The sequence below is a fragment of the Aliiruegeria lutimaris genome (assembly GCF_900099935.1).
Taxonomy (GTDB): domain Bacteria; phylum Pseudomonadota; class Alphaproteobacteria; order Rhodobacterales; family Rhodobacteraceae; genus Tropicimonas; species Tropicimonas lutimaris.
In genome coordinates this window covers 24,926-40,784 of sequence record NZ_FNEK01000046.1, presented here as the reverse complement: position 1 = coordinate 40,784, position 15,859 = coordinate 24,926, and the positions used below count along the sequence as shown (strand labels likewise).

Here is a 15,859-nt window from a genome sequence, read left to right as displayed (position 1 = left end):
ATCGAGCGCTGGCACCAGACCATGAAGAACCGAGTTCTGCTGGAAAACTACTACATGCCCGGAGATCTCGAACGGCAGATCGAAGCCTTCGTTGAGCACTACAACAACCACCGATACCACGAGAGCCTGGGCAACCTGACACCCGCTGACGTCTACTTCGGCAGGGGCGCTCAGATCCTGTCCATGAGAGAGGAGATCAAGAAACAGACCATCCGGAAACGCCGCTTGCAGCACGACAGCGCTGCCGCATAACCTCAAACAGAAAGCAAACCGGAGCCCTCGTTACGAAATCGCCTCACCCTCTCTGGAAAACTCTGACGACGGACAATGTTTGGTGACCACCCTGCACCACTCAACTGGATTCGCTCGGACAATACCTTGGCGGCATTTCCGGGGTCTCCTCTGCCGCGATCCTGACTATGATGCCAGAGTTTGGCGACCTCGACCGCAAGAAGGCTCCAAGCCTCGCTAGTCCGGCTCGCGTCACCTTCCAGTCAGGGTGCTCTCCACTTTTTCGGGGCAAGTCCAGTTAGGACCCTGCACGCGGCTTCATCAGTCCGGCGGTCAATGCTGCAGCTATTCAGACTCTAGCCGTTGTCCGCTTACCCCATCGAACAGGTGAACCTTGTCAGGCAACCAGGAAATCGCCATTTTCTGGCCCGCCACCAAGGGGTATCGTTCGTTAAACACGGCACAGACCTCCTGGCCGGCAAAATCGAAGAACACCTCGACATTCGCGCCGGTCGGCTCCACTACCTTCACGGTCGCCGCGAAACCTTCCTCCGGATCGGTGAGGGAAAGGTGTTCGGGGCGAAGCCCGAGGACGACCGGTTGGCCATCCACGACGGGGGCATTCTCTGGCAACGGAATTTGGCTACCATTGGCGGTCTCCAGCAAGGCGGCCCCATCACTTCGGCGGGCATTTCCTTCGATAAAGTTCATCGAGGGCGAGCCGAGAAAATCGGCCACGAAGAGGTTTCCGGGTCGGTCGTAGAGTTCCAGCGGGGCGCCCACCTGCTCAACCCGACCGTCCCGCATGACGACAATCCGATCCGCCATCGTCATCGCCTCAATTTGATCATGCGTCACGTAAACAGAGGTCGTCTTGAGGCGTTGGTGGAGCGCCTTGATTTCGGTTCTCATCGTCACTCGAAGTTTGGCGTCGAGGTTGGACAGAGGCTCGTCGAAAAGAAACACTTGCGCATCTCGCACCAGCGCCCGTCCCATGGCCACACGTTGGCGTTGGCCGCCCGAGAGTTGTGCGGGAGAACGTTGAAGGTAGGGCCGAAGATTGAGGGTCTCGGCTGCCTCCATCACCTTTCTATCGATCTCGGATTTCGGGCGTTTGCGCAGTTTCAGGCTGAAGCCCATGTTGTCGAAGATGTTCATGTGCGGGTAGAGCGCATAGTTCTGGAACACCATCGCGATGTCCCGGTCGCGCGCTGGCACTTTGTTTACCACGCGCTCGCCGATCATGATATCGCCACTGCTGATCGTCTCGAGCCCGGCGATCATTCTGAGCAACGTGGACTTGCCGCAGCCAGACGGACCGACGAGCACGACGAACTCGTGCTCCGCCACCTCGATGTCGACACCGTGGATGACCTTGATGGAGCCGAAAACCTTCTCGACATTGCGAATTGTTACAGAAGCCATTGCCCGACCTTCCTGTTCGTATCCGGCCTATTTCACGGCGCCGAGCGCCATGCCCCGGATTAGGTATTTTTGAAGCCACGAGAAAACGATCGCGACAGGCACCGTCGCGAGCACCGTTCCGGCCATGACGTGATGCCATTCCACCTGATAGCGTCCGGCGACCTGCGAATAGATCTGCACCGGAAGGGTGAAATCGTCCGAGGAACGGATCATCGTCAGGGCCAGCACGAATTCATTCCAAGCATTGATGAAGCTGAAGATCCCGGTCACTGCCATCGCGGGAACCGCGAGTGGCAGAAAAATGCGTATCAGGCTCGAGAAGTGGGTGGCCCCGTCGATCCAGGCGGCCTCTTCGAGATCACGCGGGATGGTATTGAAGTAGCTCTGAAGCATCCAGATCGTGAAGGCCATGTTGAATGCCGCGTAGGTCAATACCAAGGAATTGAGGTTGTTGACCATGCCCAACGCCACCATCAGCCGGAACAGCCCCAGCACCAGCACGATCGGTGACATCATCTGCGTCATCAGCAGGAAAGTGCGGTAAGCCCCCTTACCAGGAAACCGGTAACGCGACAGCGCATAGGCCGCAGGGATGCTGAGGGCCAGCGCGAGCAATGTCGACATTACGCTGACGTAGACGCTGTTGAGCAATGCTTGCCCAAAACTCGTTTTCACCCACATCTCGGCGAAATTCCCCCAACGGAATTCGCTGAACCACCACGTCGGGGGAAAAACAAACAATTCGTCGCGCGGACGCACGGCGGTGACGAACATCACGCCAAAGGGGAACAGGATCACCACCACAAGTGGCGACAGGATGACCCAGTAAACAATCGACCGTATCAGTTTCGACTGCATGTCATCCCTCCTCCACTTCTTCCGGTTGCCTGTCACCGCGCGAAACCAACATCACGTAGAGGATCGTGAAAGCCAGCAGAACACCGAACATGATCAAAGAGATCGCCGCGGCCTTGCCGAGTTGACCGAAGCGGAACGCCAGCTTGTAGAGATAGGTCACCAGGATGTCGGTGCCATTGGCCGGTCCGCCCTCGGTCATCACCCAGATGATCGGCAACGAATTGAACACGTAGATTACGTTTAGTACGATCGCGATGTTGATGAAGGGCTTCATTAGCGGCAGCGTTATGTGGATGAACTGGTCCCATCTCGTTGCGCCATCTACCATCGAAGCTTCGTAGGATTCCTGCGGCATCGAAGAGAGACCGCCAAGAAAGATCGTCGTGGTAAAGGGGATCGAGACGAGGATGCCCACGAGGATCTCGACAGTGAAGGCGAGTTGAGCCTCCGCCAGCCATTCGATCGGCTCGGCTATTATTCCGACATCCATCAGCGTCGCGTTTAGCAACCCGGAGCGCCCGTTCAGCGTCCAGCGCCAGACCACCGCCGTCATGGTGAGCGAGATGGCCCAGGGCAGCATGATGATCACCCGAGCGAGCCCCCGCCCATAGAAATCCTCGTTGAGCATGATCGCGATCGGCAACGAGAGCAGCAGCGTGCCGGCGACCACACAAACTGTCCAAATGGCGGTTCGATAGAGCGACGACCAAAACAGCGGATCGGAGAACACCTCTGCGAAGTTCGCGAACCCGGCAAATCCCTGGAGTTTGCCGAAGCGGCTTACCTCCTGGAGCGAAGTGTACGCGAGATCGGCTACCGGATAGCCAATAATGAACATGGCGAGAAACAATCCCGGCAAGATCATCGCTAGAGGTTTCAGGCCGCTGAAAGATGTCATTTCCGAACCGTCGTGGACGTTGGGTGCCGGCAGAGCCGGCATACATTCAAGGGCGGCAGCACGCCGCCCTTGCGTAATTTGACAAGAGGCTTACTTGCCGCGGATCTTGTTGATCTCTGCCGCCGCCGCAGTAAGAGCAGCTTCCGGCGTTTCCTGCCCGAGATAGATCTGCTGAAGCGCGCGCACTGTTGTATCGGCAATCTCCTCCCAGTTGGCGATGGTCGGCGCGAATTTTGCGTAAGGCAGACCCGCTGCAAATCCGGCGACGTCCTTGTCGGCGGTGAAATACTCCTCGGCAGCAACGTTCTTGGTCACCGGCAGGAAACCTTCACCGCGGTCGAACTTGGAACGCCATTCGTCACCATAGGCGAACTCGATGAACTTCCAAGCCTCTTCCTTTACGTCGGAGTCCGAGAACAACATCAGCGTATCGGTGACCCCGTAGGTTGCCTTGGAAGCCTTTTCCGGGAACGGCAGAACCTGGTAGTTCATGTCCGGTGCCTCGGCCTGCAACTGCGGGATCAGCATGGGGAAGGTAAAGATCGTGCCAAGCGTTCCCTGCTTGAAAAGGTTGAACACGTCCTCGCGGCTGTAGTTGGTCGGTGACGGCTGAGTCAGCCCTTCGTCGAGCATCTTCTTGTAGAGCGTCGCGGCCTCGATCGCTTCAGGAGAATCCAACCCCGACATGCCGTCTTCGGTCAGGATATCGCCCCCATGAGTCCAGAGTGCGTAGTAGAAATAGGCGTCCGTCTCGATCTCTTTTCCCTGCAGGCCCAGGCCGTAAGTATCGGGCAGTTCGGAGATCTTCTTGGAGGCTTCATAAAGCTCGTCCCAGGTCGTCGGCGGCGACACGCCCGCCTTCTCGTAAAGATCGGCGTTGATGATCATGGCACGGGCGGACGCTGCGACCGGCAGGCCCATGATCTTTCCGTCGATCACGGAAGGCGCCATGAACGTATCGATGAACGTGTCCTTGAATTCCGGTGTAAGGTACTCGTCGACCGGTTCGGCGATGCCCTGCTCGGCGAAGTCGAGCAGCCAGCGGGTACCGATGATCGAGATATCCGGCGCGGTACCACCGGTGATGTCGGTGGTCAGGCGCTGCAACAGCGTATCCCACGGCACGACCTCGATATTGATGTCGATATCGGGATTCTCTGCCTCGAAAGCTGCGGCCACCTCTTCGAAGTAGGGACCGGTCTTCGAGCTGTATTCGGCAACAGTGAAATCCACCGTTGTTTTTGCAAGGGCCGGGCCGGCAAACGCCGAAAGCACCAGCAGTGATGTCGCAAGAACAGGTTTCTTTGCGCGGATCATGTCTTTACTCCTCTGTCGTATTCGCGTCTGCCGACGTTCGTCGCCGGTTATTTCTGACGAGACCAAGTCTGCGGCGAATTTCCGTTCGATAAAAATAGAATTATGGCATCATGCCATGTGGCTCCGGCATCACGCCTTGCAGCGACGAAAACAGAAATGGCCCGCCGGTTGAAAAAACCGGCGGGCCCTGTGCGTGCGTAGTGGACAGGTAGAGAAGGCGCAGAGTTTTCTCAGGATTTCCGCCAGGAAAACTCGGGCTCGTAGCCCAGAACCCGGCGCGCCTTATCAATCGAAAGAAGGGTCTCATTCCGGCCCAGTTCGCCCTTAACCGGGACCTCCGGGAACACTTCCTTCAAAAGCTCCGCACTGCTCTTTTCCATCACAGTGTCTGCATTTGCGATGATGAAGTGATCAGCGCCCACGAAGTCGACATGCAGGGATTTGCGCACAGCCTGCGCACAATCTCGGGCGTCGATGTAGCCCCACAGATTCCACTCGCGGAATCTCGGCGTATCCTGCCAGTCAGGGAACCGGTCATAATCCTGCGGTTCCATCACGTTGGACAACCGCAACCCGATGAAAGTCGTATCCGGGTTCCAGCGGTGCATCTGCCGCGCCATCTCTTCCCCGAGATCCTTGGACAGGGAATAGGCGCTTTCGGGCCGCATCGGGTGATCCTCGTCAACCGGCGCGTAGGCCGGTGGATTGTCAGGGCTGAACGGCAAGCCGAGCGTCGTCTCGCTCGAGGCCCAGACAATGCGTTTGATGCCGGTTCGAAGCGCCGCATCGAACACGACGTAGGTCGAGACGATGTTGTTGCGGAATGTCACTTCTTCGGGTTGCAGGTCCGGCGCGGGGATCGCCGCAAGGTGGACGATCCCATCGGGGGTGCCAAAGCTGCGGAACGGGTGGTCCTTACCGCCGGTCCATTGCAATGCATCAATAACCTGCCCCCGATCCGTGAGGTCGACGCGGTAGAACGGACAAACCGGGTCCGGCGAGGGCACGATATCAATGTTCAGAACATTGTATCCCTCCTCGACAAGGTGCCGGCACACTGCCCGGCCCGCCTTGCCGCTTCCGCCCGTGACGACGACGTTTTTCATCTGAACCTCCTGTATGTCGGCCGGAAGGACGCGACGCCGCGGCTCCGGACCTGTCGGAAATGAATTTAGCGCCGCAATGCCCGGGATTTCGAATGCCGATTCCGAATTTCCCGATGTTCTCTATGCATTGGTGCCGAAGGGACAACTCTCCTAGGTTTCAACGAAATCCCGAAGCCGAAACGGAGACTGCCTGATGCCCACCCATTCGATGTATGTCTATCCGTGGGACCTGCGCGACGAAGGCGTCTGCGAGGTTGCGGCCAGACTGCGGGACGCATCGATCGATTCCGTCTCGGTCGCGACAAGCTACCATGCCGGCAAATTTCTCCGGCCCCACGGGCCGCAGGGAAAAGTATATTTTCCCGAGGACGGCACCGTCTATTTCCGACCATCGGCTAACCGTTACCGCGTTCTGGCCCCGCAACAGGCGAGAATGGCACGCGAATACGATGCCCTTTCGGAGCTTTCCCGACATGCGCCGGATCTCGGCGTTACCGCCTGGACGGTCGGCCTGCACAATTCGCGCCTCGGAGCAGCCCATCCGGACCTGGCGGTCGAAACGGCCTTCGGGGACCGGCTGATCAATTCTCTCTGCCCCTCGCAGCCCGAGGTGCGCCATTTCGCCAAGGCGCTCTGCGCCGACGCGGCCAGCCAGCCGGGCGTGCGTGAAGTCGCCCTGGAAGCGCCGGGATGGCAAGCGTTCCGGCACGGGCACCACCACGAGTTCGAGCTGATCGAACTTCCCGACGTGGTCCAGATCATGCTTGGCACCTGTTTCTGCACTGCCTGCCTGTCGCGTGCGAGCGCCGCGGGGATAGACGGTGACGGGCTCAAGCGCGCGGCCCGAACCGACCTCGAAGACTATTTTCACTCTGGAGCCGCACCGGTGACGGACCCGAAGACGGATCCGGACTGGGTCGCCTATTTCCATCTGCGCGCCGAAACCGTGACCAGCATGGCCAGCGAGATCCGGGCGGAAATGCCCTTCGACGCCACGCTGGCGATCATTCCGACCACGCAAAGCCCGAACGATCTGTGTTGGATCGAAGGCAGTGACCTTGCCGGCCTGGCCAGCGCCGCGGACAGGATCGAAATTCCGGCATATCAGAATGGCGTCGCCGCCATTTCCTCCGATGCCACCCGGGCGGCTCGGGCCGCCGGGAACGACGCCGCTCTGGGTTTCATCCTCCGCCCGACTTACCCGAACTTAGCCGGCGCCGAGGATGTCACCAGAGCGGTCGAAGCCCTTCGTGCGCTCCGGCCAACCTCCATTTCATTCTACAATTACGGACACATGCGCCTCGAATCCCTTGACTGGATTGCAGCCGCATTGACCGCATCCTGAGAAGAAAGGACCTTCAATGACGACTTCAAGCAAACCTGTGGCCATTGTAACCGGCGGCAGCCAGGGCATCGGCGAGGCAATCACGGAGCGCCTGGTGCAGGATGGAGCCGCTGTCTGCATCCTGGACATTGACATCGAGCGGGCCGAGGCGACCGCAGCGCGCCTCGTCGATGGGGGCGGTACCGCAATCTTTCGGAAGGCCGATATCACCGATTTCGCCGCAGTCGACCGCGCGATTGCCGATACCGAAACGACGCTTGGCCCTATCGACCTGCTGGTGAACAATGCAGGTTTCACCGATGCCGGCGATATCGAAACGATCGCGCTGGATTCCTGGCACCGCGAGATAGATGTCAACCTTCACGGCCCGTATCACTGCATTCGCGCGGTCCTTCCTGGCATGATCGATCGCCGCGCAGGGGTCATCGTCAATATCGCCTCCGTCAACGGTATGCGCTATTTCGGCAATCCCGCCTACAGCGCTGCAAAAGCGGGGATCATCAATCTCACGCAGTCCACGGCTTCGGAATTCGGCAAGTACGGCATTCGCTGCAACGCGGTCCTGCCCGGCTCGGTTCGGACCAACAACACGTCCTGGGAGATCCGCATCCGGAAAGATCCCGACGTCTTCAACAAGCTGGCGCGCTGGTACCCGATGGGGCGGGTGGCCGAACCGGAGGACATCGCCAAGGCCGTCTCATTCCTGGCGTCGGAAGATGCAAGCTACATCACGGGCGCGATGCTGCCGGTCGATGGCGGGCTGATGGCAGGCATGAACGTGATGATCGACGAGTTCATACTCGAGTCGAAGGATTGACCTACGGGTCCGCAAGAATGAAAGAACCGAACGTGCCAAACCGGAAGACCCTCCTCACCCTGCCGACGCCCTGCCTTGTGCTCGATCGCGCAAAGCTACGCAGGAACATCGCCCGTATGAAGGCCGCCTGTGCCCGCACCGGTGTCAAACTGCGCCCGCATCTAAAGACGGCAAAATCGATCGAGGTGGCCCGGCTCTTCGATGGGCCGGACAGCCCGGGAATTGCCGTGTCCACCCTGTTGGAGGCGGAGTATTTCGCAAGCAACGGGATCCGGGACATCCAGTACGCAGTCGGGATCACCCCCGACAAGCTGGACCGCGTCGCTGCAATTCAACGGGAAGGCGCCCGCGTCACGCTGATCACGGACGATCTCGGGACGGCGCAGGCGATTTGCCGCCACGCAACCGAAGCCAATGCAGTCTTTCATGTTCAGATCGAAATCGACTGCGGCGAACGGCGTTCTGGCGTTGAGCCCGACTCCCCTCTTGTGCTGGAAATCGCCAGGACACTGGCCGGGGACGAGAATGTCGTTTTCGATGGCGTCATGACCCATGCGGGGCATTCTTACGGCTGCCGGTCGTTGAAGGAGATCGAAGCGGTGGCCGAAGCGGAACGTCTTGCCGTGGTTACGGCAGCCGAACGAATCCGCGCGACCGGAATTCCCTGCCCCACCGTCAGTGTCGGCTCATCCCCCACGGCACTGCACGCCCGCCATCTGGAAGGCGTCACCGAAACCCGGGCCGGTGTGTTCATGTTCGGAGACGTTTTCCAGGCGCAGATCCTCACTTGTGATCTCGAGGACCTCGCCGTTTCGGTACTGACCGAAGTCACCGGCCATCGTGCGGACCTAAGGCACATGACAGTCGATGCCGGCGCCCTGGCGATGTCCAAGGACCGCAGCACCGAAAATGTCAGTAACGATGTTGGCTTCGGCCTCGCCGCTGATATCGACGGTTCAGTGTATTCGCCGCAACTCACGATTGCGCGGGTGTACCAAGAGCACGGTCTCATTCCGGTCGCTTTGCCACACGCGCTGGACGATTTCACCATCGGAAGCCGGCTCAGGATATACCCCAACCATGTCTGCATGACGGCGTCAATGTATCCTCGCTATTTCGTCGTCGACAGCGAGGAAAGCGACGGGATCGAGGTGGTCGAAGAGTGGAAACGGATCAGCGGCTGGTGACCGCTGACCCGGACCGATCAGTACTCAACGGTGTTGCCACGCCCGGCGGCCCGCGCCTTGTTCACCGCGAGATTGGCAACCACGAGATCCTGTAACGCCACCCCTGTCCCGTCGAAAATAGTGATCTCGTCGTCGGTCTTCCGCCCGGGGTGCATGCCCGCCACGACCTCACCGATGCTCGCCCTGAGATCATCAGCCTTGATCAGCCCTTGCGCAAAGGCGTGCTGGAATTCGCCGATTGACTGCACCTGTTCCAGTTCGTCGTAAAAGAGCGAGGCGCCGGCAACGAGATCCGGGGCGAGTTCCTGCTTTCCTTTCGTGTCGGCACCCATTGCCGACACATGCGTGCCAGGCCGCACCCAAGCCTTTTCGACGATCGCCGCTTGGGAGGGCGTGACGGTGATCACGATATCGGCCGGGGCGACCGCACCGCGCGGGTCGGCATGGCCGGTGAACCCCAACCCGAGCTTCTGGGAGAGTTCGCCAAACCGCTCCAGGTTGGCCACGACCGGATCCCAGGCATGGACCTCCTTGATCTGGCGAACTTCCATCGTCGCGCGCAACTGATACTCCGATTGCCCACCGGTGCCTATGAGACCGAGCACACTGGCATCTTTCCGCGCCAGGTACTTGGTTGCAATCGCGCTTGAAGCGCCAGTTCGCGCTCCTGTCAGGTAATTTGCGGAGACAAGCGCCGATGCCCGGCCCGAACCCGCATCGAACAGAAGCGTCGAGGATTGGTGATTTCCCATTTCCCCGCGCGCGGCGTTGTGCGGCCAGTATCCGCCCGCCTTGAGTCCGAGCACCTCCTGGCCGATATCGCAACCGGTTTTCACGCCAAACACGGCGTCATGGAGACCGAGCACCTCCCGGACAACCGGATAATTTCTCGCGGTGCCCATCGCCATACCGGCAAAACAGGTTTCGACGGCCTCGATGGCATCGGCTAGCGTTACCAAATCTCGGGCGAGAGCTTCAGATATGACGATCATGGGGTTTCCTAGGGCTTGAGATTCAGGGATGGAACTTCACCGCAACATGGCCGGCAGGAACGCCGAAAGTTGCGGGAACAGGATCAGCAGCAGAACTACCACGAGTTCGACAATCAGGAACGGTAGGACTGCCCGAAAAATCCGCAGGACGGGACTGTTGGCGATCCGGCAGGCCACGAACAGGCAAACGCCTACCGGCGGCGTGATAAGGCCGAGTGTAAGGGTCAGAATGATGACCATGCCGAGCTGCATCGGATCGATTCCCATCGCGTTGGTCACTGGCATGAGAACCGGAACGATCAGAACGATCGCGGCACCGGGTTCGAGGAAGGTCCCCACGACCAGCAGGACCGCCGACAGCACGATCAGGAAAGTGACCGGGCTGCCGGCAAACTGCGAGGCAAATTCCTGCACCGCCATCCCGATACCGCCGATCGTCAGCACATATGAGACAATCGTCGCCGCCGCGATGATCAGGTAGATGGTCGCGGTCATTCGCGCCGCGCGTTTCAATGAATCCCAGAATTCCCGCAGGTCTATGGTTCGAAAGATGAATGCCGACACCACCAAGGCGTAAAGAACCGCAACGCCGCCAGCCTCGGTCGCTGTGAATACCCCCAGGAGCGTGCCACCGACGATGATCCCCGGCAGGCCGAGCACCAGGGCGCCATCCCGGATCATGACGGGGATCTCGTGCCGCTCGATACGGATTTGCGAGCGCGGCAACCGGTCGCCACGTGCCTGAAAATAGATCACCATCCACATCGCCGCCGCCAACAGTATCCCTGGAATTACCCCGGCAACGAACAAGTCGATCACCGATAACCGGGTCACCGACGCATAGATGATCATGATAACCGAAGGCGGGATGATCGGACCGATTATTGAAGACGCGATCGTTACCGCAGCGGCATAGTTCTTGTCGTAGCCTTCTTTCGGCATCCCATTGATGAAAACCTGCCCCAAGGCGGCCGTATCCGCTACAGCTGCGCCGGAAATCCCGGCGAACAGAACAGAGGAAGATACATTGGCATAAGCCGTTCCGCCCGGCACGCCACGGGTAATTAGTCCCGCCAATCGGATCAGGCGCTCGGTAATCCCGCCGCGATTCATGATCTCGCCCGCGAGGATGTAGAATGGCGCCGCGAGCAGGACGAAATTGTCCATCCCGGTAAAGAGCCTGGTCGGAACCGTCAGGAGGTCCAAATCCAGCGCCCAAAGACCAACTGCCCCGGCCAGCCCCAGCGAAAACACGATTGGCACGCCAAGAAGAAGCGTCACGACGAAGACGATAGCCATCGCGATCATTGAGCTTTCTCCGAGGGTGAAGTGGCCGCAAGGTCCTCTGTGGACATTTCGGGAAGAAGCATCATGGCAACCGTGTTTATCAAGATCAGCACGGCGCCCACTGGCACGGCGAGATAGGGCAGTGTCATCGGAACACGGATCGCCGGAGAAACCTGTCGCATGTTGTCGATCGCGCCCGGAAAGCCCTTCCAGATAAGAAGGATGCAGAACGCGGCAACGCAACCCTGCGAAACGAGGCGGACAACTCGGCGCAACTTCGGCGGAGTATCGTACTGCAGAAAATCGACCGCCATGTGTTCGTGTCGCAAAAGGGCTGGCGCTGCCGCGAGCATGACCATCCAAGTCGTGGCGTAGCGCATCGCCTCTTCCGACCACGAGATCGGGTCAACCACGACATAGCGAAAAAAGATCTGGGCAAGGTTGAGCGCCACCACGACCAACAGAAGCAGCCCTGTCAGAGCCTCAGTCGAATCGGAAATCCGGTTCACCAATTTCCGCGGCAGGTTAGCCATGACGTCCCCTTCCTTGCTTGATTCACTTCGGAAAACAGCGGCAGAGACCGTCAGACATGACGCTCCCTGCCCCTCGTTCTCGTTTGACTACAGGAACCTACTTTCCATAGAGCGACGGTTCATATTCCTTGGCCGTCGCCAGAAGGTCCGCAACCAGATCCGCCCCGACCTGCTCGCGCAGATACTCGAGCACAGGCTCCTGCGAGACCTCGGCAAAGGCTTCCTTCTCCGCCATGGTGGTCATGTGGACTTCGACGCCCTTGTCCTTGATCAGGTCGATATACTTTTTCGCCCCGGCCAGTTTCTGGGTGTTCTCAATCCGCGATGCGAGCAACGCGGCCTCGAGCACGACGGCCTTGTGCTCGTCGCTCAGCTTGTCGAAGAACTTGTCCGAGATGATGTAGGCGTGAACCCCTAGGATATGCTCATCGGTCGACATGTACTTCTGCACATCCATGAGGTTGTAGTCATAGTTCACCTGGGCCGGGTTCTCCTGCCCGTCGATCACACCCTGCTTCGCGGCCATGATGATCTCGGAGCCGGGCATCGGCGTTGCCGCCGCACCGAAAGACTCGACAAAGCGGATGAATACCGGGCTTTCCATGACCCGCATTTTCAGGCCGGAAAGGTCCTCGGGAGTCCGGATCGGTCGCACGTTGTTGGTGAAATCACGGAAGCCGTTTTCACCCCATGCCATGACGCGAATGCCGGTCTCGGCGCGCATGTTCTCTGCGAGTTGGTCGAAGAACGGGCTGTCGAAAACCTTCCACGCATGCGCCGAGGACTTGAACAGGTAAGGCACCGACAGAACCTGGATGTTATTGTAGAAACCGGCCAAGGCGCCGGTGTCCACCAAACAGACCTCGACCGTCCCCTGCTGGACCTGTTCGGCACAGGCCCGTTCGGCACCGAGCTGCGCACTCGGGAAGAGCTTCACGTCGATCGCGCCCTCGGTCTTGTATTCGACGTGGTTCTTGAATGCCACCAGGGCATTCCACTCCGGATTGTCGCCCTGAGGCGCGTTCATTCCGAACTTGATCGTTTCTGCAGACGCCGGCAGCGCGGTGAAAGCTGCGGCGATAACAGTCGCGGCGATACTGAATCTGGCTTTGCTGAACATGGCTGGCTATTTCTCTCCCAGTTGCTTTGTTGTTCTGCCGCAAAATCTAGAGAGCGATTGGACGGCGATAAAATGCCAATATTCTATTGCGTTATGCAGGACTCTTGAGGACGGCAGCAGCGCAAGGACACAGCTCCGCAACCCGGTCTCCAGCACCGGTTCTCCTGCATTATCGCCAACGGTAAAGGGGCCGCGTTTTCAAGCAGGCACCGACCACTCCACCTCGGAATCGACCGGAAACACCGGACGAGGCATGTTCTTGAAATCGAACCGTGACAGGATCGGCGAGGTCAGCCCCGGCGCATCCACTTCGATCACTTGATCCGGCCCAAAGAACTCGCTGAACCCGGCTCGGAAATGCCCCCTGGATTTCACCACGACGGCGCGCGCCGCGCCGATGTCGAGTCCCATCATCTCCAGGAACACCGGATCTGCGCATTGGTTGCGGATCGAGATCACGACCACATCGATTCCTCCAAGCGCGAGCCGCACGGTCAACCCGAGATTCATGCGCCGCCCGGCGTAGAACCCTCGGCGTCCCACGCAATCGCCATCGCGTATGCTGACAACTCTGGCCTCGGCCTCGAAACGACGGGAAAACTGGTCGGGTTCGTCCCGGTTGAAAACGGCTCGAAATACCGACCCTTCGCCAAGATCGGCAGCCTCGGCCGCTAACCTCGGATCGTTGATCACACCGACGATCACGCCCGTGGCCCCGGCAGCATGAAGCGCCTCGATGATCCACATGGTGTTGCCGTTGCCGCCGCCACCCGGGTTATCCGCGACATCAGCGAGGATAACCGGAGGCAATGAAGGGTCCCGTGAAACTTGCAGAACACGTTCGACTGCCGTTTCCATCGACGTCAGGACCGGCATGAACCGTCGATGGCTGTCCCAGGCAAGCTGCGCGATCTTTCTGGCGACGCGGTCTGCGGTGCCGCCTTTTTCGCGCGCCGTCACGATGATCGCCAACCCATTCTTGGGAGTGTCGCTATAGGCGAACCCGCCGAGAATGGAAATGTTCACAATCCCTTCCCCAACCAGGGACTGGCCATAATCGATCAGGTCGGCGTAAGGACCTTCTTCGGTCAACTGCGTGACGGTCGGCGGCACGATCGGCAGCCGCAGAAAGGCCACCTCGGGCTCCATTCCCGAGAACAGCTCCTGCAGAATTCGGGCGGCTTCCTTGCCACGTTCCAGCATGTCGACATGGGGGTTGGTCCTGTAAGATACGATCACGTCCACACTATCCACCATCCGCGACGACACATTTCCGTGGAGGTCCAGTGTCGCCACGATAGGCGTGTCCGGGCCGACAATCTCTCGCACCATGGCGAAGATCTCGCCATCCGGGTCGAGCATCTCGGTCGTGATCATCGCCCCATGGTTGCAGATATAGACGGCGTCCAGCGGCATCGCGGCCTCCAGACGGCGGCGCATCTCGGCAAGCGTTGTCTTGTAGAACCCATGTTCAAGTGGTCCCCCTGCCTCTACGAGCCCCACCAAAACAGGCGCCGGCTGCCAGTCGCCCTGGCTGTCCATCTCGCGACAGAAGCCGCACAACTCCGTAGGCAACATGGGATCGAAGCTGGCAAGATCGCGAAGGATCTCGTCCCCGGCCAGATAGACGCGCCGAAGATAATCCTCTTCCGTTATCACAGGGGCGAAACTGTTACTTTCGAGCATCAGCCCCAGAAGGGCAACTTTGCGCGGCTGTATGTCAGACATGTTCGGACCCCTGAAAAGTTTTGTCCGAACTTACGCGCGGGCTTCGTCCACCTCCAATGCAAGCTTGGCCTATGACGATGCCGAAGCTGCATCATCGAGGTATTTCCAGAACGCTTCCGCTGTGTTCGGCAACGGATCGCGGCTGCGAAACAGGCGGATTTCCGACGCGATATTCCACGAATTGTCACCTGCATAGACCAGACTGCCTGCCTCCAGTTCAGTCACGACTTCGCTTTGAGGGAGCCATGCCACCCCCCTGCCCTCGACCGCCATCGACTTGAGAACACCGGCGAGATGGGTTTCGAACACCCGCCGCAAATGGATTTCATTCCCCTTTTCCCGGAGCAAAACTTCCACCGCGCGTCCGCTCACCGCTGAGCCGAAGTAAGAAAGGTAGTCCAAGGGCGCTTTCTGGGTGCCCGGAAGGGCATGGCGTGGGGCGCCCGTCTCATCGGGGGCCGAAACAGGAACCAGCCTGTCCAACCCGACTGGAAGCGAGATGAATTCTTCCTCGGAGAGTTCGACTTCGACGGAAGTGTGGGTCGGAAGCAAGGCAAAGTTGCATTCGCCCCGAACAAGCGACTGCACGCAATTTCTGATCTGTTTGGAGTCGAGCCGGGTCCGAAGCTGGCCAAGCTCCTTCTCGACTCCGCGGATCCAGTTTGGGAAGAATACCAGCGACAGGCTATGTGTTGCGGCGAAAGTTATCGTGCTCTCGGTCCTCTGACCAATCCGTTGGATCTCTTCTCGGCTTTGAAAGAGCCTTCGTAGCACTTCGTCGGCCACCGGCTTGAACCTCCGGCCTGCTTCGGTCAACTCGATTGGTTGCTTGCTCCTGTCAAACATCGGCGCCCCCAACCATTCTTCGAGCGCCTTGATACGGCGGCTGAACGCCGGTTGCGTGGTTGCCCGGTCATCAGCGGAACGAGAGAAGTTCCGCGTATCCACGAGAGAAAGAAAATCCAATAGCCATTTGACTTCCATAGCGGTGCCTCGCGATCGCGATACTCTTTGT

15 protein-coding genes are annotated in these 15,859 nt (G+C 59.2%); 4 read left to right on the top strand and 11 right to left on the bottom strand.

The window, feature by feature from the left end; translation table 11 throughout:
- On the top strand, window positions 1-252 hold a 252-nt coding region (locus BLR85_RS18680; protein WP_212635109.1), incomplete at its 5' end, for an integrase core domain-containing protein.
- A gap of 324 nt (window positions 253-576) precedes the next feature.
- Here BLR85_RS18680 and BLR85_RS18675 read toward each other — a convergent pair.
- The 5 genes from BLR85_RS18675 to BLR85_RS18655 all read right to left on the bottom strand — a co-directional run bounded on the left by BLR85_RS18675 (window position 577) and on the right by BLR85_RS18655 (window position 5,835).
- Entirely contained in the window at window positions 577-1,656 is a 1,080-nt protein-coding gene (locus BLR85_RS18675) for an ABC transporter ATP-binding protein (RefSeq protein WP_093160410.1), read from the bottom strand.
- A 27-nt stretch (window positions 1,657-1,683) separates the two neighbouring features.
- Window positions 1,684-2,514 carry a carbohydrate ABC transporter permease gene (locus tag BLR85_RS18670; protein WP_093160406.1) on the bottom strand — a complete coding sequence of 277 codons (831 nt, stop codon included), beginning with the start codon at window positions 2,512-2,514 and terminating at the stop codon, window positions 1,684-1,686.
- Window position 2,515: 1 nt separating this feature from the next.
- On the bottom strand, window positions 2,516-3,412 hold the full coding sequence (locus BLR85_RS18665; RefSeq protein ID WP_093160428.1) for a carbohydrate ABC transporter permease: 897 nt from the start codon (window positions 3,410-3,412) through the stop codon (window positions 2,516-2,518).
- 90 nt (window positions 3,413-3,502) lie between these two features.
- Entirely contained in the window at window positions 3,503-4,729 is a 1,227-nt protein-coding gene (locus tag BLR85_RS18660) for an ABC transporter substrate-binding protein (RefSeq protein ID WP_093160402.1), read from the bottom strand.
- Between the two features lie 230 nt (window positions 4,730-4,959).
- Entirely contained in the window at window positions 4,960-5,835 is an 876-nt protein-coding gene (locus BLR85_RS18655; RefSeq protein ID WP_093160397.1) for an NAD-dependent epimerase/dehydratase family protein, read from the bottom strand.
- A gap of 193 nt (window positions 5,836-6,028) precedes the next feature.
- Between BLR85_RS18655 and BLR85_RS18650 the strand changes: the two genes are divergently transcribed.
- Genes BLR85_RS18650 through BLR85_RS18640 form a run of 3 tightly spaced genes read left to right on the top strand, consistent with a single transcriptional unit; the run spans window position 6,029 to window position 9,184 of the window.
- On the top strand, window positions 6,029-7,180 hold the full coding sequence (locus tag BLR85_RS18650; protein ID WP_093160392.1) for a hypothetical protein: 1,152 nt from the start codon (window positions 6,029-6,031) through the stop codon (window positions 7,178-7,180).
- 16 nt (window positions 7,181-7,196) lie between these two features.
- Entirely contained in the window at window positions 7,197-7,997 is an 801-nt protein-coding gene (locus tag BLR85_RS18645; RefSeq protein ID WP_093160388.1) for an SDR family NAD(P)-dependent oxidoreductase, read from the top strand.
- Between the two features lie 17 nt (window positions 7,998-8,014).
- Window positions 8,015-9,184, top strand: coding sequence for an alanine racemase (locus BLR85_RS18640; protein WP_093160384.1), 1,170 nt, complete (start codon window positions 8,015-8,017; stop codon window positions 9,182-9,184).
- Window positions 9,185-9,201: 17 nt separating this feature from the next.
- Here BLR85_RS18640 and BLR85_RS18635 read toward each other — a convergent pair whose 3' ends face one another.
- The 6 genes from BLR85_RS18635 to BLR85_RS18610 all read right to left on the bottom strand — a co-directional run bounded on the left by BLR85_RS18635 (window position 9,202) and on the right by BLR85_RS18610 (window position 15,828).
- Entirely contained in the window at window positions 9,202-10,176 is a 975-nt protein-coding gene (locus BLR85_RS18635) for an ornithine cyclodeaminase family protein (protein WP_093160381.1), read from the bottom strand.
- 36 nt (window positions 10,177-10,212) lie between these two features.
- Window positions 10,213-11,484: a TRAP transporter large permease gene (locus BLR85_RS18630; protein WP_093160376.1), complete on the bottom strand. Its 1,272-nt coding sequence runs from the start codon at window positions 11,482-11,484 to the stop codon at window positions 10,213-10,215.
- The gene (locus BLR85_RS18625) at window positions 11,481-11,996 is read right to left on the bottom strand and encodes a TRAP transporter small permease (protein ID WP_093160371.1); all 516 of its coding nucleotides are present in this window, start codon (window positions 11,994-11,996) and stop codon (window positions 11,481-11,483) included. Before BLR85_RS18625 ends, BLR85_RS18630 begins: the two co-directional genes overlap by 4 nt.
- Before the next feature lie 97 nt (window positions 11,997-12,093).
- Complete coding sequence (locus BLR85_RS18620; protein ID WP_093160366.1) at window positions 12,094-13,116, bottom strand: DctP family TRAP transporter solute-binding subunit; 1,023 nt, start codon at window positions 13,114-13,116, stop codon at window positions 12,094-12,096.
- A 198-nt stretch (window positions 13,117-13,314) separates the two neighbouring features.
- Window positions 13,315-14,844 (bottom strand): M81 family metallopeptidase, encoded by a 1,530-nt coding sequence (locus BLR85_RS18615; protein WP_093160361.1) that lies wholly within the window; start codon window positions 14,842-14,844, stop codon window positions 13,315-13,317.
- Between the two features lie 69 nt (window positions 14,845-14,913).
- Entirely contained in the window at window positions 14,914-15,828 is a 915-nt protein-coding gene (locus tag BLR85_RS18610) for a LysR substrate-binding domain-containing protein (RefSeq protein ID WP_093160356.1), read from the bottom strand.
- Between the last annotated feature and the right edge of the window lie 31 nt (window positions 15,829-15,859).